The following is a 21,505-nucleotide window of genomic DNA, read 5'->3' as shown; positions in this document are numbered from 1 at the left end:
CGGAGCGGATCAGCCCTTGAGGCGGGCCCGCCAGCCGGTGGGCTCGACGTCGGCGACCGGCGGGCGGCCGTCGGTGACCGTCTCGTAGACCGAGAGCACCTCGGCGCCGACCGTCTCCCAGTCGAAGCGGCGCACGTGCCGGGAGGCGGCCTCGCGCAGCTCGCGCAGCCGCTGCGGGTTGCCGAGCAGCTTCACCGCCGCGTCCGCCAGCGCGTCCGCGTCCTCGATCGGGAACAGCTCGCCCGCCGAGCCGCCGTCCAGCACCTGCCGGAACGCGTCCAGGTCGCTGGCCAGCACCGGGGCGCCCGCCGACATCGCCTCGACCAGGATGATGCCGAAGCTCTCGCCCCCGGTGTTGGGCGCCACGTACAGGTCGACGCTGCGCAGCAGCCTGGCCTTCTCCTCGTCGGTGACCATCCCGAGGAACTCGACCTGCGCCCGCACCTCGGGCGCCAGGCCGGCCACGGCCTCCGCCTCGTCGCCCTTGCCGGCGACCAGCAGCCGCACCCCGGGCCGCTCGGCGAGGATCCGCGGCAGTGCGGCGAGCAGCGTCGGCAGTCCCTTGCGGGGCTCGTTGATCCGGCCGATGAAGCCGATCGTTCCGGCGCCGCCGTCCAGCGCGCGGCCCTGCCAGGCCGGCTCGGGCTCGGCGTCGGCGAAGAACCGCACGTCGACGCCGTTGGGGATGACCACCGCGTCGCCGCCCAGGTGCTCGACCAGGGTGCGCCGGGCGTACTCGCTGACCGCGATCCGGGCGCTCATCTTCTCCAGGCTCGGCTGGAGGATCGGCGAGGCCGCGATCATCGCCCGGGAGCGCGGGTTCGAGGTGTGGAAGGTGCCCACCATCGGCCCGTTCGCCGACCAGGCGGCCAGCATCGACAGGCTCGGCGAGGCCGGCTCGTGGACGTGCAGGATGTCGAACCGGCCGTCGTGCAGCCAGCGCCGCACCCGGGCCGCCGACAGGAAGCCGAAGCTGAGCCGGGCGACGGAGCCGTTGTAGGGCACGGCGACGGCCCGCCCGGCGGAGACCACGTACGGCGGCAGCGCCTCGTCGTCCTCGGCGGGGGCCAGCACCGACACCTCGTGCCCGAGCCGGATCAGGTGCTCGGCGAGGTCCCGGATGTGGAACTGCACGCCGCCGGGGACGTCCCAGTCGTACGGGCAGACGATGCCGATCTTCACTTCCCGGTCCCCCTCGGCGTCAGGTCCGCCAGCCACAGCTTCTGCAGCATGTGCCAGTCCACGGAGTGCTCGCGGATCCCCTCCGCCCACACGTCGGCCATCGCCTGGGTCATCGCGGCGCTCCGCTCCCGCCGGTCGCCCTCGCCGGAGGGGACGACCTCGGGGTGGATCTCGGCGCGCATGTACGGGCCGTCGTACCAGAGCGTCACGGGGAACAGCGCGGCGCCGGTGCGCAGCGCCAGCGCCGCCGGGCCGGCCGGCATCCGGGTCGGCTCGCCGAAGAAGTCCACCTGGACGCCGGCCTCCGACAGGTCGCGGTCACCGACCAGGCAGACCAGCTTGCCGTCGCGCAGCCGCCGCGCCAGGGTGCCGATCACCGACAGGTCGGAGCCGGTCAGCGCCAGCACCTCCATGCCGAGGCTCTCGCGGTAGGCCACGAACCGGTCGAACAACGACTCCGGCTTGAGCCGCTCGGCGACGGTGGTGAACGGGTACCCGCCCGCCGAGGCGATCCACGCCCCGGCCAGGTCCCAGTTGCCCATGTGCGGCAGCGCGAGGATCGCGCCGCGCCCGGCCGCCATGGCCTCGTTCAGCTGCTCCATGCCCTTGACGGTCATCGCGCCGGCGATCCGCTCCAGGCTCCAGGTCGGCAGCCGGAAGGACTCCATCCAGTACCGCAGGTAGGACCGCATGCCGGCCCGGGACAGTTCGCGCAGCCGCGCCGGGCCGGCGTCCGGGTGGACGCGGGCCAGGTTGGCCTCCAGCCGCAGCACGCCCTTGCCCCGCTTGCGCCAGGCGGTGTCCGCGATCGCGTTGAACAGGCCGCGGGCGACCGGCTCGGGCAGGTGCCTCAGCCCGGCCCAGCCCGCCGCGTACGCCCCGTCGACCAGCCGTTCCCTCACTCCTGACCCGCCCCCTCCGCCACGGCCGCCGCGCCCTCCAGCTCGAAGGACTCGCGGCGCACGGTCAGCATCCGCTGCAACACGGTCACCAGGCTGCCCGCCGCAACCACCCACAGGGCGAACGGCAGCAGCCACTCCACGTACGGCACGCCGAAGGTCGCCAGGCCCGCGACGCCCGCCGCGACCAGGCTGATCACCAGCCGCTCGGCCCGCTCGACCACCCCGTTGACGTTCACCGGGAAGCCCAGCGACTCGCCGCGCGCCTTGGTGTACGACACCACCTGGCCGCTGGCCAGGCAGAAGATCGCCACCGCGCAGAGCAGCTCGTTGGCGCCCTTGCCCGCGTACCACATGGCCAGGCCGCCGAAGATCGCCGCGTCGGCGACCCGGTCCAGCGTCGAGTCCAGGAACGCGCCCCACTTGCTGGAACGCCCGGCCTGGCGGGCCATGTTGCCGTCGACCAGGTCGGAGAAGATGAACAGGGTGATCGTGATGGTGCCCCAGAAGAACTCCCCGCGCGGGAAGAACACCAGCGCACCGGCGACCGAGCCGGCCGTACCGATCAGCGTCACCGCGTCCGGGCTCACTCCCCAGCGCAGCAGCAGCGCGGCGAACGGCGTCAGGACACGTGTGAAGAAGGCACGCGCGTACTTGTTGAGCATGGCCTTCCGGTCCGCTCCGATCTCACCGGTCTCCACCCGGGCCACGGCGGCCGGCGGGCGGCCGAGCGGATCGGCCCGCCCGGCTGGACAATGGTATCCACGCTGATCGCGAGCTCTGCCGCCCCACGCCCCCTCGGAGGTCAGCCATGCCTGACCGTTCAGCCACGCACGCCCCCGCACCGACCGTCGAACGACCCGACCGGCTCCGCAACGTGGTGCTGGTCGGAGCCAGCGGAGCCGGAAAGACCACCCTCGCCGAGGCCCTCGCCCTCACCGCCGGCGCCCTCACCCGGGCCGGCAGCGTCCCGGAGGGCAGCACCGTCGCCGACCACGAGGAGATCGAGCACCAGCAGCAGCGCTCGGTGCAGCTCTCGCTCCTCCCGCTGGCCTGGCAGGACACCAAGATCAATCTGCTGGACGCGCCCGGCTACGCCGACTTCACCGGCGAGCTCCGGGCCGCGCTGCGCGCCGCCGAGGCCGCCGTCCTCGTCCACAGCGCCACCGACGAGGTCTCCCGGCCGGTCCTGGCGCTCTGGCGCGAGTGCGCGGCCGCGGGCATCCCGCGGGCCGTCGTGCTCACCCACCTCAACACCGCCCGGGTCCGGCTCGACGAGACCCTGCTGGTGCTCCAGGACGCCCTCGGCGACGGCCACCCCGACACCGTCCGGCCGCTGCACCACTGGGACCTGCGCGAGGGCCACCTGCACGGGTCCACCGAGCTGCTGACCGGCCTGCGCCGCGGCGATCCGCAGGACCCGGGCGACCTCACCGAGGAGCGCACCGCCCTGGTCGAGGCGATCGCCGGCGAGGACGACACCCTCCTGGAGCGCTACCTGGAGGGCGAGGAGCTGGACACCGCCGCCCTCACCGCCGCCGTCCGCCGGGAGTTCCTCCAGGGCACCCTGCACCCCGTCCTGGCCGCCTCCCCCGCCCCCGAGGCGGGCGGCTGCGCCGAACTGCTCGACCTGATCGCCGCCGCCTTCCCCTCCCCGCTCGACCGCGCCGACGACCTGCCCGCCTGCGACCCCGACGGGCCGCTCGCCGCCCAGGTCGTGCACACCGGCGAGGACCCCTACGTCGGCCGGCTCAGCCTGCTGCGGGTCTTCTCCGGGACCCTGCGGCCCGACACCACCCTCCACCTCCCCGGCCGGCCCGACGAGAAGATCACCGCGCTCACCTGCCCGTTCGGCAAGCAGCAGCGCCCCGTACCGGACGCCACGGCCGGCGACCTCGCCTGCGCCGCCAAGCTGCTCGGCGCCCGCACCGGCGACACCCTCGCCTCCGACGCCACCGTGCTGCCGCCCTGGCCGCTGCCCGAACCGCTGCTGCCGATCGCCGTCGAGGCCCACTCCAAGGCCGACGAGGACAAGCTCTCCCAGGCGCTCGCCAAGCTCGCCGCCCAGGACCCGGCGCTGCGCGTCGAGCAGAACCCCGAGACCCACCAGCTCGTCCTGTGGTGCACCGGCGAGGCCCACCGGGCGGTCGTCCTCGACCGGCTGCGCGGCCGGCACGGCGTCCACGTCGACACGGTGCCGTACGAGGTCGCGCTCCGCGAGACCTTCGGCGGCCCGGCCAGCGGCCACGGCCGGCACGTCAAGCAGTCCGGCGGGCACGGCCAGTTCGCGATCTGCGACCTGACCGTGGAGCCGCTGCCCGGCGGCGGCTTCGAGTTCGTCGACAAGGTGGTCGGCGGCTCCGTCCCGCGCAACTTCATCCCGTCGGTCGAGAAGGGCGTCCGCGCCCAGCTCGCCCACGGCATCCACGGCCACCCGATGACCGACGTCCGGGTCACCCTGACCGACGGCAAGGCGCACTCGGTCGACTCCTCCGACGCCGCCTTCCAGACGGCCGGCGCCCTCGCCCTGCGCGAGGCCGCCGCCCACGCCAAGGTCGAGCTCCTGGAGCCGGTCGACGAGGTCCGGGTGCTGCTCCCCGACGAGTACCAGGGCGCCGTCCTCGGCGACCTCTCGGCCCGCCGCGGCCACGTCCTGGGCACCGAGACCGGCGGCCCCGGCCTCAGCCTGGTCCGCGCCGAGGTCCCCGAGCTCGAACTGACCCACTACCCCGTCGACCTGCGGTCGCTGGCCCACGGCACCGCCGAGTTCACCCGCAGCTACGTCCGCCACGCCCCCATGCCGGCCAACCTCGCGAGCCGGTACGAGCACGCCTCCTGACCGCTCAGCGCACCTCGCAGGCCGCCGTGCCGATCGGGAGCTGGTGGCGGTGGCGGGCGACGAAGCGGTAGACGGCGTCCGCGAGCGGGCGGACCGGCGGGAGGGTGAGGAGCGCCCCGGCCCAGGCCCAGGCGCCGCCGGAGCGCATCAGCAGCCCGGCGACCGCCTGGGCGCCGCCGTACGTCCGGCGGGCCGGGGTGATCCAGAGCAGCTCGCGCTCCGCGCGGTCGGGCGTGACCTCGCCGTGGGTGAAGTCGGCCAGTGCGGCGAGGTCCGCGTGCTGCGAGGGGACGGCGTCCCAGCCGGCGGAGGAGAGGCTGGCCCGCGGGTAGCGCTCGGCCCAGCGGACGAAGGTGGTGCACAGGGCGCAGTCCCCGTCGAAGACCAGCACCGGGTCGCGCGAGATGTCATCGGCCATACGTCTGATCCTGCCCCATCGTGGGCACCATCACCGGGAAGCCGGGCAACGGCCGAGATGTGACCACGGATCAGACGATCATCCGCGCGGCCGGGCGGTGGCACGGTAACCTGCCGCTGACAAGGGGAGGAGGGGCAACTCGCCAGATGAGTACGCTCGACATGACCCCGGGTGCGCAGATACCCCGGACGGACGTCGGTAACCAGACCGCGGTCACCCAGGCACTCTCCTCGGCGGCGTACCGCACCGGCGAGTACAAGGAGTTGGAGGGCCTCGCCGGGGTGAAGTGGAAGCCCGGCCGGTCGGAGCTGTTCCGTCCGAGCGCGGGCGAGGCGTTCAGCCGCGCGCTGATCGACCGGACACTCTCGGCCAAGCGTCTCCCGCTGGTCCCCTCCTTCGGCACCGACGCGCGGATGGTGGTCGAGCACTGCCTCGCCGCCCAGGACCTGCGCGACGCCCGCGACCGGCAACTCTCGCTGATCACCCTGGTCTTCGGCATCGCCTTCCTGCCCGGTGCGCTGATCTGGCTGGCCGCCTACCAGGCCAAGGCCTGGCTGGGCCGCAACCGGAGCGCCGCCCGGGACGGCTTCTACGGCACCCTCGCGCTGCTGCTGGCCTGCGGGCTCGCCCTGCTGTTCGCGCTGCGCCCGCCGGTCTCCGGCCCGTGGTCGCTGTACGTCCGGGTGATGATGCTGGCGCCGGTGGCGGGCTGGTTGCTGGCCAAGCGGATCGTGGTCCGCTCGGTGCTGGCCCAGCGCGCCCGCTGGGGCGACCTGGTCGGCGGCAACCCGGTGGCGGCGACCGTGCCGAAGGCGGTGCCCCGCGACCACCTGGACAAGCAGGCGGTCGACCTGAAGGCCGCGCTGGACCGGCTGGGCGCCGAGCAGGAGACCAACATCCACCACTACGCCGGGTCGAAGGGCATCCTCGGCGTGGGCGCCCGCTGGGGCGACTGGGGCCTGCGCGAGGACCTCAGGCCGGCCGAGGGGCACGAGGACTTCCGGGTCTTCCACACCGCCGACCTGACCCGCCGGATCATCGAGCGGCTCGGCCGGCTGACCAGCAGCGAGGTCCCCAACGGCGGCATGCCGAAGGCCACCATCACCCAGTGGGTGGTGCAGGACATCCCCGAGGGCGCCGACGAGATCGGCCGGCCCGGCGGCGCCGACATGGACCAGTTCCGGATGCGCGACTTCGCCGTCCAGGAGGTGGCCAACCGGCAGACCTTCGGCAGCGACCCGCGCCACCGGATCGCCATCCAGTACGTGCTGCACAAGGGCCAGCTGGTCACCACGATGCTGGTCGAGGTCGTGGTGCTGCACAACAACCTCCAGGTGCACGTGACGGGCCACGCGCTCGGCCCGCTGGTGCCCTGGTTCGGCGCCAAGCCGAAGCCCAAGGAGAAGGACATCCCGAAGACCTTCCGCCGCTGGGAGAACCAGACCGTCCAGCTGCCGCTGGTCGACGACGACGAGGTGGTCCGCCAGGCCGTCCGGGCGCCCTTCCACCGGATGCCGACCCTGCTGACCTTCCTCGGCGGCTCGATCGGCCTGCCGGAGCCGTTCTGCATGCGGCAGGCGTGGACGGACCCGACCTGGGCCAGCCGGTTCAAGTCGGACGACGCGATCTACGCCTCCACCCCGGTGGTGAACACCATCCACGCCTCGGTGCTGGAGTTCCTCGCCGAGCACGACATCTCGATCGAGCGCTTCACCAACCGGTCGAACATCCTCAAGTCGGAGATGCAGGGCAGCCGCCCGTACCGGGTCGACAAGTACGACGCGGGCTGAGGGCGCACGGCACGAGGGGCGCGAACCGCAACGGTTCGCGCCCCTCGTGCCGTGCGCCCTCAGCCCTGCGGCCAGACGTCCGCGAGCATCTTGCGGGTGTCGGCCAGCAGCTGCGGCAGCACCTTGGTGTGCCCCACCACCGGCATGAAGTTGGTGTCCCCGCCCCAGCGCGGCACCACGTGCTGGTGCAGGTGCGCCGCGATGCCGGCGCCGGCCGCCGCGCCCTGGTTCATGCCGATGTTGAAGCCGTGCGCCCCGGAGGCGGCCCGCAGCGCGGTCATCGCGCGCTTGGTGTAGTCCGCCAGCTCCGCGGTCTCGGCCCCGTCCAGGTCGGTGTAGTCGGCGACGTGCCGGTACGGGACGACCATCAGGTGGCCGCCGTTGTACGGGTAGAGGTTGAGCACCGCGAAGACCGAGGTGCCGCGCGCGATGACCAGCCCCTCCTCGTCACTGAGCCGCGGGATCGAGCAGAACGGGCAGCCGTCGTCGGGAGCCGGTCCGGTGGGCTTGTTCTCGCCCTGGATGTACGCCATCCGATGGGGTGTCCACAGGCGCCGGAAGCCGTCCGGTTCGCCCACGCCCTGCTGCAGTTCCGGCTCACTCATCATGCTCGCCAGCATATTCGGCCGGGTACCCGTTCAACCAAGGGTGGGGCGGACTCGTACGAGCCCGCCCCACCCCGGTGTGCGTTTCCGGTCAGACCTGGATGCGGCGCTGCACCGCGTCCACGATCTCGGCGACCGCGTCGGCCACCGGGACGCCGTTCTTCTGCTCGCCGTTGCGGTAGCGGAAGGAGACCGCGCCCGCCTCGACGTCGTCGTTGCCGGCGATCAGCATGAACGGGATCTTCGCCTTCTGGGCGTTGCGGATCTTCTTCTGCATGCGGTCGTCGGAGGCGTCGACCTCGATCCGGATGCCGTGCTTCTTCAGCTCGGCGGCGACCTGGCGCAGGTAGTCCACGTGCTCGTCGGTGATCGGGATGCCGACCACGGTGACCGGGGCGAGCCACGGCGGCATGGCGCCGGCGTAGTGCTCCAGCAGCACCGCGAAGAAGCGCTCGATCGAGCCGAACAGCGCGCGGTGGATCATCACCGGGCGGCTGCGGTTGCCGTCCTGGCCCTGGAACTCCAGCTCGAAGCGCTGCGGCAGCTGGAAGTCGACCTGGATGGTGGACATCTGCCAGGTGCGGCCGATCGCGTCCCGGGCCTGCACGGAGATCTTCGGGCCGTAGAACGCGGCACCGGCCGGGTCGAGGACCAGTTCGAGGTTCTGCTTCTCGGCGGCCGCCCGCAGGGTCTCGGTGGCCTCCGCCCAGTCCTCGTCCGAGCCGATGAACTTCTCCGGGTCCTTGGTGGAGAGCTCCAGGTAGAAGTCGGTCAGGCCGTAGTCGCGCAGCAGGTCCAGCACGAAGGTGAGCAGCGAGTCGAGCTCGTCCGCCATCTGCTCGCGGGTGCAGTAGATGTGCGCGTCGTCCTGGGTGAAGCCGCGGGCGCGGGTCAGGCCGTGCACCACGCCGGACTTCTCGTACCGGTAGACCGTGCCGAACTCGAAGAGCCGCAGCGGCAGTTCACGGTACGACCGACCGCGCGAGCGGTAGATCAGGTTGTGCATCGGGCAGTTCATCGGCTTGAGGTAGTAGTCCGTCTCGCCGTCGAGCTGCATGGGGGGGTACATGCCGTCGGCGTACCAGTCCAGGTGGCCGGAGAGCTCGAAGAGGGTGCCCTTGGTCGCGTGCGGCGTGTAGACGAACTCGTAGCCCGCCTCCTCGTGGCGCTTGCGCGAGTAGTCCTCCATGACCCGGCGCATGATGCCGCCCTTGGGGTGGAAGACGGCGAGGCCGGAACCGATCTCCTCCGGGATGGAGAAGAGGTCGAGCTCGCTGCCGAGCTTGCGGTGGTCGCGCTTGGCGGCCTCCTCGAGGAAGTCGAGGTGGGCCTTCAGCTCGTCCTTGGTCGGCCACGCGGTGCCGTAGAGGCGCTGCAGCTGCGGGTTCTTCTCGCTGCCGCGCCAGTAGGCGGCGGCCGAGCGCATGATCTTGAACGCCGGGATGTGCCGGGTCGAGGGCAGGTGCGGGCCGCGGCAGAGGTCGCCCCAGCACAGCTCGCCGCTCTTCGGGTCGAGGTTGTCGTAGATGGTCAGCTCGCCGCTGCCCACCTCGACGTCGGCGCCGTCCCCGGCGGTCGCGGCGGAGCCCTTGAGGCCGATCAGCTCCAGCTTGAACGGCTCGGCGGCCAGCTCCTCGCGGGCGGCCTCGTCGGTGACCACGCGGCGGGAGAACTTCTGCCCCCGCTTGATGATCTCCTGCATCTTCTTCTCGATGACCTTGAGGTCGTCCGGGTGGAACGGCTTCTCGACGTCGAAGTCGTAGTAGAAGCCGTCCTTGATCGGCGGACCGATGCCGAGCTTGGCCTCCGGGAAGGTCTGCTGCACGGCCTGCGCCATCACGTGCGCGGTCGAGTGCCGCAGGATGTCCAGGCCGTCCTTGCTGGAGATCTCGACCGGCTCGACCTCGTCGCCGTCCTGGACCGCGTACGCGAGGTCCTTGAGCACACCGCCGACCCGGGCGGCGATGATCGAGCGGTCGTCGGCGAACAGGTCGGCGGCCGTCGTGCCCGTGGTCACCACGCGCTCTTCCCGATCGGGTTCGCGGTTGATGATGATCCGGACGTCCGTCACCGGTCTCTCCTGACGTTCTGGCTACCGTTTGCGCAACACTTCGCTGCCTGTGCATGGTACCGAGCCGCGCGCCCCGGGCGCGCACGCGCGTACCCGCCGGACCGGCGGCTCCGGTGACCCTCGGGTCCACTCCCCGCAACAGAGCGTCGCGGCCACGGTTGAGCGGCCGTCAACTGCGGTATCACCAGAGCAGCGTGCGGCGCACCACCGGTCCTCGGCGGCGCGCCGCACTCCCGGGCCCAGGGGGTGTGACCTATGGACTGGTACCGAGGCCCGCTGGCCTCCTTCGACACCGAGACCACGGGCGTGGACGTGGAGTCCGACCGGATCGTCTCCGCCGCCCTGGTCCGCCAGCCGTCCGCCGGGGCGCCCACCGAGGCGGTGACCTGGCTGGCCGACCCCGGGGTGCCGATCCCCGAGCAGGCCCGCGCCGTCCACGGCATCAGCGACGAGCGGGTGCGCGCCCACGGCCGCCCGGCCCGCGCGGTGGTCACCGAGCTCGCCGCCGCGCTGGCGGCGCTCGCCCGGGAGGCCGTCCCGGTGGTGGTGATGAACGCCCCGTACGACCTGACCCTGCTCGACCGCGAGCTGCGCCGGCACCGGGCCGGCTCACTGGACGAGCACCTGGCCGGCGCCGAGCTGCTGGTGCTGGACCCCCGGGTGATGGACAAGCACGTCGACCGCTACCGCCGGGGCCGGCGCACCCTGACCGACCTCTGCCTGCACTACGGCGTCGACCTGGAGGGCGCGCACGACGCCTCGGCGGACGCGGCGGCCTCGCTGGAGCTGGTCCGGGTGCTGGGCGCCCGCCACCCGGAACGGCTCGGCGCGCTCACCCCGGCCGAGCTCCAACTGCGGCAGACCGTCTGGCACATCGCGCAGGCGCGCGGGCTGCAGCGCTGGTTCGACCGCTCGGGCACGCCGGAACGGGTCGACCTCTCCTGGCCGCTGCGTCCGGCCCGCTGCTCCTGCGGCGAGCGCCTCGGCCCGCACCACCGCTGCGAGTTGGCCGCCTGAGGCCGACCGCCGACACCGGCCGCCGACGCCGCGCGAGCCGGCCCCGGAAACGCCGCAGGCCCCGACTCTCCGTCGGGGCCTGCGTGTTGTGCTCGGTGGGCGATACTGGGATCGAACCAGTGACCCCTTCGGTGTGAACGAAGTGCTCTCCCGCTGAGCTAATCGCCCGGGCAACGAGAAGAACTGTAGCACCACTTGGGCCCGGGGCTCAAAACGGTTCCGCCGACGCCCCTACAGTTCCGCCCCGGCACACCCCTTCTGAATAGCCGTCAGCCGCCACTCGGAGAACACGCCGAAAAGGCTCAGGGCCCCGATCATTAATTGATCGGAGCCCTGCGCCATTGCATTCCGGTGGGCGATACTGGGATCGAACCAGTGACCCCTTCGGTGTGAACGAAGTGCTCTCCCGCTGAGCTAATCGCCCGGGTGCAGGGAAAACATTACCCCATCCGCGCGGGTGCTCCGAACACCCCTCGCCGCGCCCGGCCCGGTCAGCCCAGGTTCCAGGGCATGGTCATCCCGTACCGCCACAGGTACCAGCCGCCGACCGCGGCGATCACCACGAGGCCGATCACCGTCAGCGTGATGTTGCGCCTGCGCACCCGGGGGTCCAGCGCCCGCTGCGCGGCCTCCGCGACCTTGCGCCGCGTCCAGCGCAGGGCCAGCTGGGCCCAGACGAACTCGGTCGCCCAGATGCCCATGCCCAGGAAGATGACCACCCAGCCCGGACCGGGCAGCGGCAGCATGAACACGCCGAGCACCACCACGGCCAGCCCGACCAGGAAGACCAGCACCTGCCAGGACAGGTGCAGCGGCCGGGAGCGCCGGATGAACCGGGGCGCCCGCGAGCCCAACGGCCGGCCCGGGTCCTCGCTCCTGCGGTCGCCGTCCATGGTCGCCACCAACTCTTCGTCGCTTCCTACAGCCATGCCTCGAAAAGTACCCGAGTTCCGCCCCCCGCCGGGCCCGTCCGCCCCTCCGGGGCGATTCCGCAATGCGCCGGAAGGGGTACGACTCGCACCGGAATCGGGACAGAGGGGTTTACACCGGGCTTTCAGGTGGGATGGTCCGTTCGCCGACGTGCGATTCCCCGAGCGCACACTGAGCGAAAGGCCCTGGCGCTTATGAACACCACGGTCAGCTGCGAGCTGCACCTGCGCCTCATCGTGTCCAGCGAGTCCTCACTGCCCGTCCCCGCGGGCCTGCGCTACGACACCGCCGATCCCTACGCCGTCCACGCGACGTTCCACACCGGAGCCGACGAGACCGTCGAGTGGGTGTTCGCCCGTGATCTCCTGGCGGAGGGGCTGCACCGACCCACCGGTACCGGCGACGTCCGGGTCTGGCCGTCGCGGAGCCACGGTCAGGGGGTGGTCTGCATCGCCCTGAGCTCTCCGGAAGGAGAGGCACTGCTGGAGGCCCCGGCGCGCGCCCTCGAGTCCTTCCTCAAGAGGACGGACGCCGCGGTGCCCCCCGGCACCGAACACCGTCACTTCGACCTCGACCGGGAGCTGTCCCACATCCTCGCCGAAAGCTGACCCCGAACGAGCTGCCCGCCGCCGTCCGGCGGCGGGGCGGGACTCGACGCGTCCGTCCTACTCGGGGGCACGGTCGCACTGATCAGCCGCGCGGTCTGCGGCCTCGGGGTACCGCCCCGGGCCCTCCTCCCACGGGAGGACGGCCCGGGGCACAGCCGCATCCCGATCCGGGCAACCCGACGCCGTGACGGCCTCTGCCGGTAGAGTCGGGCCCCGATGACCGGTGCGGGCGGCCCAGGCCCCCCGCCGCGTGAGGAGCCCCCACGTGCTGATCACCCATGACACCGAGTGCGCCCTGAGCATTCTGGTCGAGCTGCTCAACACCGCTCCGGAGGCGTGCGGCAGCGAACAGCTGCCCGATGTCACCGCGCTCGGCGCCTTCGTGGTCCGGCAGGAGATCAGCGAGATCGACTCCCTCGGCCCGCAGGACCTGGCGGCGGTGCAGGCGCTCCGCGGCCGGCTGCGCGAGGTGTTCTCGGCCGACTCCACCGGGCAGGCCGCCGAACTGGTCAACGCGATCGTCGCCGAGGCCGGGACGACGCCCCGGCTGACCAACCACGACCACCACGGCTGGCACATCCACTACTTCGCCCCGCACGCCGCGGTCGGGCCGCACCTGGCGGCCGAGCTGGGCATGGCGCTGGCGTTCATCGTGATGGCCGGCGAGCGCGAGCGGCTGCGCCGCTGCGAGGCGCCGGACTGCGCCCGGGTCTTCGTCGACCTCTCCCGCAACCGGTCGCGCCGCTACTGCGACAGCCGGACCTGCGGCAACCGGCTGCACGTCGCCGCCTACCGGGCCCGGCAGCGCTCGGCCGACCAGGTCCCCGCCGGCACCTGAGCCCCGCCGCGGGCTGAGAGACTGGGGGCATGACCGATGCCCCCCTCCCCCGCCTGGAGCTCTGGTGCGAGCTCCAGTGCCCCGACTGCCGCACCGCGCTGGACGACGTACGGGCGCTGCGCGAGCAGTACGGCGACGCGCTGACCGTCGAGCTGCGGCACTTCCCGCTGGAGAAGCACAAGCACGCGTACGCGGCCGCGGAGGCGGCGTCCGAGGCCTTCGAGCAGGGCCGGGGCTGGCCGTACGTGGAGGCGGTGCTGGCACGGCTGGAGGACCTGGAGCGGGGCGGCCAGAAGGTGCTGGTCGAGGTCGCGGCCGAGGTCGGGCTGGACGCCGACGAGGTCGACACCGCCCTGATCGACGGCCGGCACACGCTGCTGGTCGACGCGGACGTGGCCGAGGGCCGGGCGATCGGCGTGACCGGCACCCCGACCTACGTGATCGCCGGGCAGCGGCTCGACGGCGGCCGGAGCCAGGACGGCCTGCGCGAGCGGATCGTCGCGGTCATCGAAGCGGCCAGGGGCTAGCCCCTCTGCCGGGACGGCCTAGATCAGCGGTTTGCCGAGCACCCGGCGGGTGACCCGGTAGCCGAGGGACTCGTACAGGCCGATCGCGACCCGGTTGCCGGTGAAGACGTTGAGGCCGAGCCGGTGGACGCCGGCGGCCAGGCACTCGCGCTCGGCGAGCAGCATCAGGGTGCGCCCGTGGCCGTGGCCGCGGTGCGGCTCGTGGACGGCGACCACCATGACCCAGGCGAGCGGACCGTCCGGCAGCAGTTCGGCGCGCAGGTTGAGCCAGAGGGTGCCGAGCTCGGTGCCCCCGGGGTCGAGCAGCCGGCGCAGGGCCACGCCGTCGGTGGCGTGGCCCCGCGGCAGCAGGTGCTGGTGGTCGGTCTCGCACTTGGCGCGGGCCTGGGCGGGGCTGAGCCCGGAGCGTTCCAGGTCCGCGCGGTAGCCGGCCTTGGCCTGCTCCAGCCATTCCCCGTACTCGGCGGCGCCGATCGGACGGACCGTCACGTCGCCGGGCAGCTCCGGGAGTTCACCGAGCGTCTTGACGAGGTTGCGCATCCGCTCGGTGTAGCCGAGGGTGCGGGCCAGCCCCAGGGCGGCCGGGGCCCCGGCCGGGACGGTGACGTCCAGCCGGGTGCAGCCCCAGCCGCGCAGGACCTCCTCGGCGGCGAGCGCGGCCACCGTCGCGCGGCCGCGGCGGCGGCCGCCCTCGGCGACCTCGAGCTCGGAGATCTCGCCCCACCACTGGTCGCCGCGCGGGGCGGCGGTGGTGCGCAGGGCGCCCACCGGGCGGCCGTTGACACGGATCAGCCAGCGCCGGCTGCGGCCGCCGCCGGGGAGGTCCTCCTCGGGGCCGGCCGGGCGCAGTGTGGTGGTCATGTGGCTACGGTGCCCAGTCCGGGGCCGGTTCTATCGCACCGTCAGCGGGCGGCGACCGGGTCGGCGTCGACGGCGGCCCGTTCGGCGAAGGTGGCCATCGCCTTGAGGGTGACCGGGCCGGGGCCGGCGAGCTCCCGGTCGTCGACCCGGGTGACCGCCTGGACGTCGCGCAGGGTCGAGGTCAGGAAGACCTCCTCGGCGCGCTGCAGGGCGTCGAACGGGACGTCGACCTCCTCGGCGCCGGTCCAGTCGATCACCAGTCGGCGGGTGATGCCGGCCAGGCAGCCGGAGGCCAGGGTGGGGGTGATCAGCCGGCCGTCCAGGACCAGGAAGACGTTGGAACCGGTGCCCTCGCAGAGCAGGCCCGCGGTGTTGGCGAACAGCGCCTCGGAGGCGCCGACCCGGTGGGCGGCGGCCAGTGCGACCACGTTCTCCGCGTAGGAGGTGGTCTTCAGGCCGGCCACCGCGCTGTGCTCGTTGCGGCGCCAGGGGACGGTGGCCACGGCGGTGGTGTCGGGGCGGCGGGCGGCGGTGCCGACGGCGACCACCAGGCTGGGGCCGGAGTCACCGCGCTCGGAGCCGAGCGGGGCGGTGCCGCCGGTGAAGGTGATCCGCAGGCGGCCGAGCGGCATCGGGTTGGCGGCCAGCACCTCGGCGCACGCGGCGCGGACCAGGTCGTGGTCCGGGTCGGGCAGGCCGAGGCCGCGGGCGGAGCGGGTGAGCCGGTCGAGGTGGCGGGTGAGCGCGAAGAGCTGCCCGTGCTCGGCCTTCACCGTCTCGAAGACGCCGTCGCCGACGGTGATCCCGTGGTCGAGGACGGGCAGGGTGGCGGCGTCGGTGTCGGCCAGGGCTCCGTTGACCCAGATCACGTGCTGCTCCTTCGAGGTCGTTCAGTGCAGGGGTGTTCCCGACGCTATCGCGACCAGCCGGGCGGCCTTGAGTTCGGTCTCGGCCCATTCCCGCTCGGGGTCCGAGCCCCAGGTGATCCCGGCGCCGGTGCCGAACCGCAAGGTGGCGCCGGTTGCCGTCCGGTCGATCCAGAACGTCCGGATCCCGACCGCGAGTTCGCCCTCGCCGCGGTCGGCGTCGACCCAGCCGACGGCGCCGCAGTAGGGGCCGCGCGGGGCGGTCTCCAGGGAGTCGATGATCCGCAGCGCGCTGGACTTGGGGGCTCCGGTGACCGAGCCGGGCGGGAAGGTGGCGGCGAGCAGCTCGGGCCAGCCGGCGCTCTCGCGCAGGGTGCCCTCGACGGTGGAGACCAGGTGGACCAGGCCGGGGTGCTTCTCCACCACGCACAGGTCGGGGACGGTGACGCTGCCGGTGCCGCAGACCCGGCCGAGGTCGTTGCGGACCAGGTCGACGATCATCACGTTCTCGGCGTGGTCCTTCTCCAGCAGGTCGTCCTCGGTGCGGCCGGTGCCCTTGATCGGGCCGGAGAGGACGGTGCGGCCGCTGCGGCGCAGGTAGAGCTCGGGCGAGGCGGTGGCGATCTCCACGCCGTGCTCGGGAAGGCGAATCGTTCCTGCGTAGGGCGCGGGGTTGCCGTGCGCGAGCAGTCCGGTGAGCGCGTCGATGTCGCAGCGGTCCGGATCGGGGAGCTCGGCGCTCATCACCCGGCAGAGGTTGGCCTGGTAGACCTCGCCGCGGGCGATGTGCGCGCGGACGGCGCGGACGCCGGCGACGTACGCCTCGCGGTCCAGGGAGCTGTGCCAGCGGCCCGGGCCCGGGCCGAGCCAGCCGTCGCCGGCCGGCGGCAGCGGGTCGGGGCGGACCTCGTCGAACCGGGCGCAGGTGAGCCGGCCCTCGAAGTCGTACGCGACCGCCCAGAAGCCCTCGGTGTCGAGCACGGCCGGGTCGGAGCTGACCTCGCGCAGCCCGGTGGCGAGGCGACCGCCGAAGCGGGCCATCGGCTGGTGCGGACTGAGCGGGGCGGTGCGGCGGGACACGGTTCTCCTGCGCGATTTCGGTGGTGCTGGGTCCTGCTCGGGGTTCGGCCCCGGTGCTGAAAAGTCTAGGTCGGAGCGGGGGCGGAGGGCCGGGCGGAGCGAGCGGGGCGGGCGCGCCGGGCGGCGGTCGACGGCCATCCCCGCGCCACGCTGCGGGAACGGATTTTTCAGCTGGCCCTGGAATCCGCTAGAGTTCAACACGTCGCCGGGACGCGGAACCGAAGAAAAGCGGGGAAGCAACCGGGAGACAGGCGGACGTGGCTCAGTTGGTAGAGCATCACCTTGCCAAGGTGAGGGTCGCGAGTTCGAATCTCGTCGTCCGCTCGATGGAGAACAGGTAAGATCGTTCTTCGAAGTTGCCTGGTGGAGTGGCCGAGAGGCGAGGCAACGGCCTGCAAAGCCGTGTACACGGGTTCAAATCCCGTCTCCACCTCCAAGAGGTGCCCCTGGTGAGCCAGGAGCCCCTCCCCGCGCGATTAGCTCAGCGGGAGAGCACTACCTTGACACGGTAGGGGTCACTGGTTCAATCCCAGTATCGCGCACTCGAGCCCTTCGGGGCTTGGCATCCCAGCGCGATTAGCTCAGCGGGAGAGCACTACCTTGACACGGTAGGGGTCACTGGTTCAATCCCAGTATCGCGCACGCAGGGCCTTCGAGTCTTGACAACCCCGCGCGATTAGCTCAGCGGGAGAGCACTACCTTGACACGGTAGGGGTCACTGGTTCAATCCCAGTATCGCGCACAGAAGCAGAGCGGAGCCGTGGTCCTCGGACCACGGCTCCGCTGCGTTGTGGGCAGGTCGAAGAAGATTCCGGGCATGGCTACGGCGCCGGGTGCGGGACGCCCTCACCGACGTCCTGCACCCGGCCACCGCGCTGCCGGAGCTGCTTGATTGCGACCGCCCTCGCCCGTCCATGTCCGTGCGGCGCGCGGCCCCGGCCGGCGCCGACCCCTACCCCGGGGGTCAGCGCGCGATCAGATCGGCGACCGCTCTGGTCTGCGTCGCCAGTTGCTCCCAACCACCGAACAGCGACAGCAGCAGGACCGCTATCGGCAGGGCGATCGCGATCGCCACGGCCGGATGCCGGGTGTCCGCCGCGGCGTGCGCGGTGGAGGGCCTGCGCCGACGGGCGGCTCGGACGAGCTGCTGCGGTGCCATGATCCTCTGCTCCTGCCTGGCTGTCGTGGGGGTGGAAGTCGTACCGACCGTGCCGACACTGTCGGTCTGCGGTCGATATTCGGTCGATACGGAGGGGAGCGGGGGCGGTTGACCTCGGGGGACGAGTGGGCCGCCCACCGCTGATGACAACGCTATGGCCGCGGCGGCCGCGGGGCGTCATGCCCGCGTACCGTTCGCCGGGCCTCCCGAAGGATGACGCCGGTCCGTGGCGCGTACTACCAAGGGTGGACACGGGGTCGAGCCGATCCCCGAGGGAACCCTGAGAGGGACCCCGAGGAGGGCTGCCGGGCCGGTCGGCGCGGGCGCCCGGGGAGCCAGTCGACGCATATCTGACAATCGGACCGGCGCTTCGCGTGTTGCGAACCAGCGGAGCGGTACTCGCGGTCCGTAAGCTGTGCCGGGACAGTATTTGACGGCGCCCCACCTCCGACGGGGCCTCACCCCACGGGCTGACGGGAACAGAGCGAGCGATGGCGATGATGCGGCTGCGGCGTGAGGACCCCCGCATCGTCGGCCCCTACCGTCTGCACCGGCGGCTGGGGGCCGGCGGAATGGGCGTGGTCTACCTGGGATCCGACCGCAAGGGGCAGCGGGTCGCACTCAAACTGATCCGCGCCGAGCTGGCGGAGGACGCGGAGTTCCGCACCAGGTTCGCCCGCGAGATCGCCGCCGCCTCGCGGATCCGCGGCGGCTGCACGGCCCGGGTGGTCGGCTCCGACATCGAGGCCGACCGGCCCTGGCTCGCCACCGCCTACGTCCCCGGGCCCTCGCTCTACAAGCGGGTCGGCGACGAGGGCCCGCTGCCCTGGCCGGAGGCCGCCCGGATCGGCGCCGCCCTGGCCGACGGCCTGGTCAAGGTGCACGAGGCCGGGGTGGTCCACCGCGACCTGAAGCCGTCCAACATCCTGCTCTCCCCCAAGGGCCCGCGGATCATCGACTTCGGCATCGCCTGGTCGCGCGGGGCCAGCACGCTCACCCACGTCGGCACGGCGGTGGGCTCGCCCGGCTTCCTCGCGCCCGAGCAGGTGCGCGGCGCCGCAGTGACCCCGGCGACGGACGTCTTCGCGTTCGGCGCGACCCTGGCGTTCGCCCTGACCGGCGAGTCGCCGTTCGGGTCGGGCGCCTCCTCCGAGGTCATGCTCTACCGGGTGGTGCACGAGGAGCCGGACCTGGCGGCGGTGCCGCCGGCCCTGGCACCGCTGGTCCGGGCGTGCCTGGCGAAGGAGTCCACCGAGCGGCCGCCGGCCGCCGCGCTGCACGAGCGGCTGGCGGAGCTGGCGGCGCGCGGCACCGCGCTCGGGCCGCAGACCGGGGTCGGCGCGTTCGGGCGCGGACGCTTCGGCGGCGCGGGCGCCGGACCGGCGGCCGGCGCGGGGCCCGCCGAGGGCGAGGCGGTGCTGCCCGCACAGCACGGACAGCAGCAGGGACAGCAGCACGGACCGCACGGCGCGGTGGCCGGTGGACGCGGCGGGCCCTCGCGGGTCGCCGGGCGCGGCGGGGCGGCGCCGGGTGGCGAGTCGGCACCGCGACCGGCGGCCGGCCCGGGGCAGGCCGGGGGCCGCCCGCGGCCCGGCGCCGGGCCCGGGCCCGGCGCGCGACGGCCGACGCGGCCGTACGGGCAGGCGCCGACGGCGCCGATGCCGCGTCAGGAGTTCGTCGAGACCGGACGGGACGGCGCGCGCGACGGCGGTCGGGCCGGCCGGGACACCCGGGGCGGGCGGGAGGTCCGGGAGCGGACCCCGGTGCCCGGGCGGGAGCGGCAGCACAGCACGCTCTCCGGCCGCTCCCCCGCCGCCCGGCGGCGGCTGCTGCGGCAGCGGGTCGTGGTGTTCGTCACCGTCACCGTCGGAGTGGCGCTCGCCATCGCGGCTGCCCAGGGCTGCGAGAACCGGGACGCGCGGGGCCTCGGCCCCGCAGCGGGCGCCTCGGCGCACGCGATGCCGCCGGTGCCGCCGCTGTCGATCGACGGGGCGGGCGGCGAGGACGTCCGGCCGCGGGCGGACGGCGCCGCGGACGGCGGGCTCGGCCCGGCGGTCGACTCGATGCCGGTGGTGGACTGGACGAACCGCACGTACGGCGACCCGGCCGGCGGCCCGGCGATCCAGCTGCGCGACGGGCAGGCCCCCTCCGGGGCCGGGGCGCCGGTGTCGCTCACCGCGGTGCTGCCCGCGCACTACCGGGACGCACAGGCCGCGGTGGTGGTGCTGCGGCGCCTCGAGGGCGCGGTGCCGGTCGACCTGGTCCAGCTGTTCGGCTTCGACGCGGACGCGCCGGTGCTGCTCGCCTCCCGGACGTCGGCCGCGGATCCGCAGGCCACGGCGGCCTGGCGGGTGGAGAACGGCGCGCTGATCCGCGAGGAGCGGGTGGCCCGGACCGGGGCGACCTCCTCGACCCGGTACATCGTCCGGGCGGACGGCGGGATCGAGGAGTCCTGGCCCGGAGCGGGTGTCTCCGGGACGGTCACGGCGCACTGAGCGGGCGCCGCGGCGGACGTCGCAGCGAGCGCCGCAGGAGCGCCTCGGCTCAGGCGATTCCGCAGGCGCGGAGGGCGGCGGTGGTGCCGGCTGCGGCGAGGACGACCAGCGGGAACGGCGCGCGGCGCAGGGCGAGGACGCCGGCCACCGCGACGCCTGCGGGGCGGGCCCACCCGGCGAACTCCGGGCCCTGGGTGAGGGCGGCGGTCGCGGCCAGGGCGAGCAGCAGGACGGTCGCCGCGACGGCGAACAGGCGCTCCAGGCGGGGCGGGAACTCGAAGCGCGTACGGAAGGTGGGGCCGGCCAGGCGCAGGGCGAGGGTGCCGGCGGCGAGGGCGAGGACCGCGAACAGGGGCATGGGGGCGCTCCTTTCAGGAGGACGTGGCCGGGGGCGGGTCGACGGGGGCAGGAGGTCCGCGGGCCGGTGCGGCTCGGCGCCTGCCGCTGCGCGCAGTTCCCCGCGTCCCTGACGGGGCGGGGACGTCGGGCGCGGTCACGGCGCCGCGGGTGGGGTCAGCGGTCCGCGGGAGTCCGGGCCCCGGCGGCGGGTGGCGCCGGGGCCGGGTCGGCCGCCGGGTGCGGGGTGTCCGGGTCGGGGGCGGGGGTCTTCCCGGGTGCGGCGAGGGCGAGGCCCGCGAGGGCGAGGAGGACGGGGATGCCCGGCGGGAGGAAGGGGGTGGCGGCCACCGCGAGGGCTGCGCCGAGGAGGGCGGCGCGGCGGGTCGGGCGGTCGGTGGTGACGGCGGGGAGGACGAGGGCGAGCAGGACGGCGGGGAAGGCGGCGTCCAGGCCGAGGGCGTCGGTGTCGCCGATCGCGCCGCCGGCGAGGGCGCCGAGGACGACCGCGACGTTCCAGATCACGAACAGCCCGAGCCCACTGGCCCAGTACGCGGCGCGCCGCCGGGCGCGGTCGGGCTGCTGGAGGGCGAAGGCGGTGGCCTCGTCGGTGATCAGGTGGGCGCCGAGCAGGCGCTTCCAACGGGGGCCGTCGAGGACGTCGGCGACGGCGAAGCCGAACGGGAGCAGGCGGGTGTTGAGCACGAGGCCCGCGGCGACGGCGGCGAGGGCGCTGCCGCCGGCGAGCAGCACGCCGACGGCGGCGAACTGGGAGCCGCCGGCGAAGACGACGACGGAGAGCAGGACGGGCACCCAGGCGTCCATGCCGCCGGAGACGGTGATGGCGCCGAAGGAGGCGCCGACCACGGCGTCGGCGAGGCAGACCAGGGCGATGGCGCGGATGGTTGAGCGATCCAATGTTCGCAATGACGAACGCATGTCCATTAGAATGAACACCTCAGCCCGCGTTCGTCAAGGCGAACG

Annotated in this window: 20 protein-coding genes and 7 tRNA genes; 12 read left to right on the top strand and 15 right to left on the bottom strand. The window is 73.5% G+C overall.

Annotation, left to right across the window (positions count from 1 at the left end):
• Positions 1-9: 9 nt before the first annotated feature.
• Genes ABEB06_RS31135 through pgsA form a run of 3 tightly spaced genes read right to left on the bottom strand, consistent with a single transcriptional unit; the run spans position 10 to position 2,746 of the window.
• A complete protein-coding gene (locus tag ABEB06_RS31135) occupies positions 10-1,182 on the bottom strand; it encodes a glycosyltransferase family 4 protein (RefSeq protein ID WP_345700239.1) in 1,173 nt (390 codons plus the stop codon).
• Positions 1,179-2,084: a phosphatidylinositol mannoside acyltransferase gene (locus ABEB06_RS31130; RefSeq protein WP_345700238.1), complete on the bottom strand. Its 906-nt coding sequence runs from the start codon at positions 2,082-2,084 to the stop codon at positions 1,179-1,181. The genes ABEB06_RS31135 and ABEB06_RS31130 overlap by 4 nt, the downstream gene beginning before the upstream one ends.
• Positions 2,081-2,746 carry a phosphatidylinositol phosphate synthase gene (gene pgsA, locus ABEB06_RS31125; protein WP_345702048.1) on the bottom strand — a complete coding sequence of 222 codons (666 nt, stop codon included), beginning with the start codon at positions 2,744-2,746 and terminating at the stop codon, positions 2,081-2,083. Before pgsA ends, ABEB06_RS31130 begins: the two co-directional genes overlap by 4 nt.
• A 146-nt stretch (positions 2,747-2,892) precedes the next feature.
• On the opposite strand from pgsA, the gene ABEB06_RS31120 reads away from it, so the two are divergent.
• The gene (locus tag ABEB06_RS31120) at positions 2,893-4,920 is read left to right on the top strand and encodes an elongation factor G-like protein EF-G2 (protein ID WP_345700237.1); all 2,028 of its coding nucleotides are present in this window, start codon (positions 2,893-2,895) and stop codon (positions 4,918-4,920) included.
• A 4-nt stretch (positions 4,921-4,924) separates the two neighbouring features.
• On the opposite strand, the gene ABEB06_RS31115 is transcribed toward ABEB06_RS31120, so the two are convergent.
• On the bottom strand, positions 4,925-5,338 hold the full coding sequence (locus ABEB06_RS31115) for a thiol-disulfide oxidoreductase DCC family protein (protein ID WP_345700236.1): 414 nt from the start codon (positions 5,336-5,338) through the stop codon (positions 4,925-4,927).
• 146 nt (positions 5,339-5,484) lie between these two features.
• On the opposite strand from ABEB06_RS31115, the gene ABEB06_RS31110 reads away from it, so the two are divergent.
• Entirely contained in the window at positions 5,485-7,128 is a 1,644-nt protein-coding gene (locus tag ABEB06_RS31110) for a hypothetical protein (RefSeq protein ID WP_345700235.1), read from the top strand.
• Positions 7,129-7,187: 59 nt separating this feature from the next.
• Here ABEB06_RS31110 and ABEB06_RS31105 read toward each other — a convergent pair whose 3' ends face one another.
• Both ABEB06_RS31105 and thrS read right to left on the bottom strand, forming a co-directional pair.
• Positions 7,188-7,748, bottom strand: coding sequence for an HIT family protein (locus ABEB06_RS31105; protein WP_345700234.1), 561 nt, complete (start codon positions 7,746-7,748; stop codon positions 7,188-7,190).
• A gap of 76 nt (positions 7,749-7,824) precedes the next feature.
• Positions 7,825-9,804 carry a threonine--tRNA ligase gene (gene thrS, locus ABEB06_RS31100; protein WP_345700233.1) on the bottom strand — a complete coding sequence of 660 codons (1,980 nt, stop codon included), beginning with the start codon at positions 9,802-9,804 and terminating at the stop codon, positions 7,825-7,827.
• Between the two features lie 255 nt (positions 9,805-10,059).
• Here thrS and ABEB06_RS31095 point away from each other — a divergent pair, with 255 nt between their 5' ends.
• Complete coding sequence (locus tag ABEB06_RS31095; RefSeq protein ID WP_345700232.1) at positions 10,060-10,821, top strand: exonuclease domain-containing protein; 762 nt, start codon at positions 10,060-10,062, stop codon at positions 10,819-10,821.
• Positions 10,822-10,917: 96 nt separating this feature from the next.
• Here the strand turns inward: ABEB06_RS31095 and ABEB06_RS31090 are convergent.
• The 3 genes from ABEB06_RS31090 to ABEB06_RS31080 form a co-directional block, all read right to left on the bottom strand.
• Positions 10,918-10,989 (bottom strand) — tRNA-Val (locus ABEB06_RS31090).
• A 184-nt stretch (positions 10,990-11,173) separates the two neighbouring features.
• Positions 11,174-11,245 (bottom strand) — tRNA-Val (locus ABEB06_RS31085).
• Positions 11,246-11,312: 67 nt separating this feature from the next.
• Positions 11,313-11,750: a TIGR02611 family protein gene (locus ABEB06_RS31080; protein WP_425559721.1), complete on the bottom strand. Its 438-nt coding sequence runs from the start codon at positions 11,748-11,750 to the stop codon at positions 11,313-11,315.
• Between the two features lie 195 nt (positions 11,751-11,945).
• On the opposite strand from ABEB06_RS31080, the gene ABEB06_RS31075 reads away from it, so the two are divergent.
• The 3 genes from ABEB06_RS31075 to ABEB06_RS31065 all read left to right on the top strand — a co-directional run bounded on the left by ABEB06_RS31075 (position 11,946) and on the right by ABEB06_RS31065 (position 13,724).
• Positions 11,946-12,359, top strand: a complete 414-nt coding sequence (locus ABEB06_RS31075; RefSeq protein WP_030056266.1) for an SsgA family sporulation/cell division regulator — start codon at positions 11,946-11,948, stop codon at positions 12,357-12,359.
• 265 nt (positions 12,360-12,624) lie between these two features.
• The gene (locus ABEB06_RS31070) at positions 12,625-13,197 is read left to right on the top strand and encodes a CGNR zinc finger domain-containing protein (RefSeq protein ID WP_345700231.1); all 573 of its coding nucleotides are present in this window, start codon (positions 12,625-12,627) and stop codon (positions 13,195-13,197) included.
• 29 nt (positions 13,198-13,226) lie between these two features.
• Positions 13,227-13,724, top strand: a complete 498-nt coding sequence (locus ABEB06_RS31065) for a DsbA family protein (protein ID WP_345700230.1) — start codon at positions 13,227-13,229, stop codon at positions 13,722-13,724.
• A gap of 18 nt (positions 13,725-13,742) precedes the next feature.
• Here the strand turns inward: ABEB06_RS31065 and ABEB06_RS31060 are convergent, their stop codons facing one another.
• From ABEB06_RS31060 to ABEB06_RS31050, 3 genes are read right to left on the bottom strand one after another with little or no spacing between them, the layout of a single operon-like run.
• Positions 13,743-14,585 (bottom strand): GNAT family N-acetyltransferase, encoded by an 843-nt coding sequence (locus ABEB06_RS31060; protein WP_345700229.1) that lies wholly within the window; start codon positions 14,583-14,585, stop codon positions 13,743-13,745.
• Positions 14,586-14,626: 41 nt separating this feature from the next.
• Complete coding sequence (locus tag ABEB06_RS31055; protein WP_345700228.1) at positions 14,627-15,454, bottom strand: aminotransferase class IV; 828 nt, start codon at positions 15,452-15,454, stop codon at positions 14,627-14,629.
• A 21-nt stretch (positions 15,455-15,475) separates the two neighbouring features.
• A complete protein-coding gene (locus ABEB06_RS31050) occupies positions 15,476-16,531 on the bottom strand; it encodes a chorismate-binding protein (RefSeq protein WP_345700227.1) in 1,056 nt (351 codons plus the stop codon).
• Between the two features lie 251 nt (positions 16,532-16,782).
• Here ABEB06_RS31050 and ABEB06_RS31045 point away from each other — a divergent pair.
• The 5 genes from ABEB06_RS31045 to ABEB06_RS31025 all read left to right on the top strand — a co-directional run bounded on the left by ABEB06_RS31045 (position 16,783) and on the right by ABEB06_RS31025 (position 17,273).
• Positions 16,783-16,855, top strand: a tRNA-Gly gene (locus tag ABEB06_RS31045).
• Between the two features lie 38 nt (positions 16,856-16,893).
• Positions 16,894-16,967: transfer RNA gene (locus tag ABEB06_RS31040), tRNA-Cys, on the top strand.
• A gap of 34 nt (positions 16,968-17,001) precedes the next feature.
• Positions 17,002-17,073: transfer RNA gene (locus tag ABEB06_RS31035), tRNA-Val, on the top strand.
• 28 nt (positions 17,074-17,101) lie between these two features.
• A tRNA-Val gene (locus ABEB06_RS31030) sits at positions 17,102-17,173 on the top strand.
• Positions 17,174-17,201: 28 nt separating this feature from the next.
• A tRNA-Val gene (locus ABEB06_RS31025) sits at positions 17,202-17,273 on the top strand.
• Positions 17,274-17,495: 222 nt separating this feature from the next.
• Here the strand turns inward: ABEB06_RS31025 and ABEB06_RS31020 are convergent.
• Positions 17,496-17,690: a hypothetical protein gene (locus tag ABEB06_RS31020; protein WP_345700226.1), complete on the bottom strand. Its 195-nt coding sequence runs from the start codon at positions 17,688-17,690 to the stop codon at positions 17,496-17,498.
• 491 nt (positions 17,691-18,181) lie between these two features.
• On the opposite strand from ABEB06_RS31020, the gene ABEB06_RS31015 reads away from it, so the two are divergent.
• Positions 18,182-20,185: a serine/threonine-protein kinase gene (locus ABEB06_RS31015; protein WP_345700225.1), complete on the top strand. Its 2,004-nt coding sequence runs from the start codon at positions 18,182-18,184 to the stop codon at positions 20,183-20,185.
• A 49-nt stretch (positions 20,186-20,234) separates the two neighbouring features.
• Here ABEB06_RS31015 and ABEB06_RS31010 read toward each other — a convergent pair whose 3' ends face one another.
• The gene (locus ABEB06_RS31010) at positions 20,235-20,543 is read right to left on the bottom strand and encodes an AzlD domain-containing protein (protein WP_345700224.1); all 309 of its coding nucleotides are present in this window, start codon (positions 20,541-20,543) and stop codon (positions 20,235-20,237) included.
• A gap of 155 nt (positions 20,544-20,698) precedes the next feature.
• On the bottom strand, positions 20,699-21,460 hold the full coding sequence (locus ABEB06_RS31005; RefSeq protein ID WP_345700223.1) for an AzlC family ABC transporter permease: 762 nt from the start codon (positions 21,458-21,460) through the stop codon (positions 20,699-20,701).
• Positions 21,461-21,505: the final 45 nt, after the last annotated feature.

Source organism: Kitasatospora terrestris, assembly GCF_039542905.1.
In the GTDB taxonomy this organism is placed as follows: domain Bacteria; phylum Actinomycetota; class Actinomycetes; order Streptomycetales; family Streptomycetaceae; genus Kitasatospora; species Kitasatospora terrestris.
Note: the sequence above shows the minus strand (reverse complement) of the source record. Positions and strands in the feature narration are given on the sequence as shown.